This is a genomic window from Ruegeria arenilitoris (genome assembly GCF_013035425.1).
Classification (GTDB): Bacteria; Pseudomonadota; Alphaproteobacteria; order Rhodobacterales; family Rhodobacteraceae; genus Ruegeria; species Ruegeria arenilitoris_A.
The window spans coordinates 1-3,103 of record NZ_WQHX01000022.1; the positions used below are offsets into that span (position 1 = coordinate 1).

Annotated in this window: 3 protein-coding genes and 1 pseudogene; all 4 read left to right on the forward strand. The window is 57.4% G+C overall.

Annotated elements, in window-relative coordinates; all coding sequences use genetic code 11:
* Positions 1-127: pseudogene (locus GOV45_RS23420) on the forward strand (IS6 family transposase); the annotation flags it as partial.
* Positions 128-169: 42 nt separating this feature from the next.
* Complete coding sequence (locus GOV45_RS23105) at positions 170-874, forward strand: DNA-methyltransferase (protein ID WP_302478500.1); 705 nt, start codon at positions 170-172, stop codon at positions 872-874.
* Positions 874-1,344 (forward strand): DUF5681 domain-containing protein, encoded by a 471-nt coding sequence (locus GOV45_RS23110; protein ID WP_170482876.1) that lies wholly within the window; start codon positions 874-876, stop codon positions 1,342-1,344. The genes GOV45_RS23105 and GOV45_RS23110 overlap by 1 nt, the downstream gene beginning before the upstream one ends.
* Positions 1,319-2,743 (forward strand): terminase, encoded by a 1,425-nt coding sequence (locus GOV45_RS23115; protein ID WP_170482880.1) that lies wholly within the window; start codon positions 1,319-1,321, stop codon positions 2,741-2,743. Before GOV45_RS23110 ends, GOV45_RS23115 begins: the two co-directional genes overlap by 26 nt.
* Positions 2,744-3,103 lie beyond the last annotated feature (360 nt).

The window sequence follows — 3,103 nt, forward strand, 5'->3', positions numbered from 1 at the left end:
ATTCGCCGCTGTTCACTCCTCCGTCTACAACCACTTCAACCAGGAGCGATCGCTCACCAGCCGAGACACCTTCAAGCTGACACGCAGCGCCGCTCTTGCCGAGTGGCGCGAACTTGGCATGGAATAAAGGACAGCTTCACTGGCCTAACAGAGACGAGTTCGAATTCGTCTGACAGCACCTTTTGAAGAGTTCGCCGAAGCCTCCGGTGAGATGAGCCGCGAGGTGTTCATGGGCTTTCTTGTTGAAACCCTCGGCAACGCTTCGACCGTTCTGCGACCAGGCGGTGTCTTGTTCGCGTGCATCGACTGGCGGCATGTCGGTGAGATGGAGGCAGCGTTGCGCCGGCTCGGTCTCGAACCGGTCAATATCTGTGTCTGGGTCAAATCCAACCCTGGCATGGGCAGCCTCTACCGCTCCCAGCACGAGCTGGTCTTTGTGGCACGGAAACCGGGGCAGGGACATCTCAACAACGTACAACTCGGCGCATATGGGCGGAACCGCTCAAACGTCTGGCACTACGCTGGGGCGACCGGCGGTGCCAAAGATACCGATGATGCATTTGATGCCCATCCGACCGTCAAACCCATTCGCATGGTCATGGATGCGTTGCTGGATGTGACCGCACCCGGAGATCTGGTCGTCGATCCGTTCCTTGGATCCGGTACGACGCTGCTCGCGGCTGAGCGCACGCGCCGACGTTGCATCGGTGTCGAGATCGACCCTGGATATGTCGATCTGGCCATTCGCCGATGGCAGCAGATGACCGGTGGCACTGCTGTGCATGCAGAGACCGGTGAGCTCTTCGACGAGAGAGTGGCGCGAGGTGACAACAGCATCGCGCCTGAAACTGTGTCCCAACCGGAGGACTTCTGATGAGCAGTTCAAACGGGAGTAAAAAGTCTGAATATGAGGTCGGTTACGGCAAGCCCCCCAAACACGCGCAATGGCAACCGGGCCAGTCCGGCAATCCAACCGGTAAAAAGAAGAAGGACGAGTCCTTGCTCGAAAAAGTTAAAAAGCTCGGAGGTGAAGAAATTGTCGTTCACAAGGGCGGACAAAAACAAGTCATCAGCAATCTCGACGCAGTGGCGCATGCGCTGCTCGCCAAAGCGCAATCCGGTCATATACCAGCGATCAAGATTTTGATCGATCTCAACGGTGAGGAGGCTGTCATGGCGGCCAGCGCCATGGGGTACGACATCACCCCGGCCGATCTCGCTGTTCTTGAGATCGAGGCAGATTGGCAGGTGCTTTTGGAAAAAGCGAAACTTGACGCGGCAGCGGCCGTCGATGAGGCGGAGGAAGGGAGCATCGAAGATGACGAACCAGATACAGCCGGCTGACGCTCTGATCGCCCGCTATCGCACGAACCTCCTGGCCTACGTCTGCCGTGCTTTTGCGGAACTGCGGCCGGGCGTCGCGTTGCATATGGGCCACCACCTGCGCGCCATCTGTTACGATCTGGAATTGGTAGAACGTGGAGAGATCAAGCGGCTTCTGATCCTGATGCCACCCCGACATCTGAAGTCGGTTTGTGCGAGCACTGTGTTCCCGGCATGGGTCCTGGGTCGGAACCCCGCGGCGCGCATCCTCTGCATGAGCTATGGCATCGACCTGGCACGGAGATTTAGCCGCGACAGTCGCCTGATTTTGAAATCTGAGCTCAGTCGCGCCGTATTCCCTGAGCTTTCGCTCGATCCCAAGCGCATCTCACTTGATGAAATCTGCACAACGCAAAACGGGTTTAGGCGCGCCACGTCCTTCGGCGGTCCGATCACCGGGCAGGGCGGGGACATCATCATTGCCGACGATGTCAGCAAGGCTGAGGAGGTTGCCTCCGAGGCGCATCGGGACAAGGTATATGACTGGTTTAACGGCACTGTCATGACGCGCTTCGACAACCCCAAGAATGGCGCTGCTGTCCTCGTGGCTCAGAGGTTGCACGAGGATGATCTTCCTGGCCGTCTCATCGCTGACGGTGGATGGCACGTGTTGGAGCTTCCGGCCATTGCAACTGAGGACAAACTAATCCCAGTTCAAAATGATGTGAATTGGGATCGCAAGAAGGGCACGGCACTTTTGCCCGATCACATGGATTTACCTGAGCTCGAACAGAAACGCCGTGAAATCGGTTCGCGGGCGTTTGAGGCCCAGTACCAACAACGGCCCGTCCCAGCCGGCGGCAACATCATTCGGCCGGAGTGGTTCGGCGCTGCGCCCGCCAGCCTCCGCCGAGCAGATTATGAGGCTGTTGTCCAGAGCTGGGACCCGGCCTTTGTCCCAGGGGAGTCGAATGATTACTCTGTCTGTATTACCCTTGGACTCATCGCCAATTATATCGACATTCTGGATGTTCATCGCGCTCAGTACCTCCAGCCCGACCTGCTGCGTGCGGCAGTCAAGCTCGAGCAATTGTGGAAGCCCAATCTGATTGTTGTAGAGGGAGATGGAGCGGGACAGGGTGTCTTTACGCATCTGAACCAGCGTTATCCGCAGCTTGTCAGAGGCCTGAAGACGGGTGGAAAAGGCAAAGATCAGAGGATGTCTCTTCATTCGCCCACCATTGAGCGCGGCGAGGTTCGTATTCGGTCATCGGCACCGTTCCGGGAACCCTTCGTCGCCGAGTGCGCAGCTTTCCCAAACGGCAAGCACGACGACCAGGTCGACAGCCTCTCGCAAGGGCTCCTGGCGATCAGCCGCCGGCTCCCACAGCTTCGGCATTGCTCAAGGTATAAAGGGTAAGGGCGAAGTCGGGGCATAAGTGGTCTAGCGCAGGATCCTATCGACTTCCGGATTTTCCGACTGCTTGGGGTGTGCCTGACACTTGGCCACAACTTCTGGCAACCACAGGGGTATGGGTACGTATTGCGGATCTTGATACAAGCGTGGCTTCAGAACCCCTTGTGTCTGCTTTGGCAGCGAAAGCCGTCATCCGACAGTTTTTGTCAGATGACCGCGACGAGCCCATAGCTGACGCTTTAGTAATTGCCGGAACAGGTGAATTACGCGGACATTTATGAAGACATTCGCTGCTTGTTGTCACTTCACAGCAAAGCGGGACAAACTGGTCGCCCAAGCGATTTCAGCTCGGCCCTCAATCTT

Coding starts and splice junctions, on each gene's coding strand:
- GOV45_RS23110 (WP_170482876.1), top strand. CDS start 874: ATGAGCAGTTCAAACGGGAGTAAAAAGTCTGAATATGAGGTCGGTTAC.
- GOV45_RS23115 (WP_170482880.1), top strand. CDS start 1,319: ATGACGAACCAGATACAGCCGGCTGACGCTCTGATCGCCCGCTATCGC.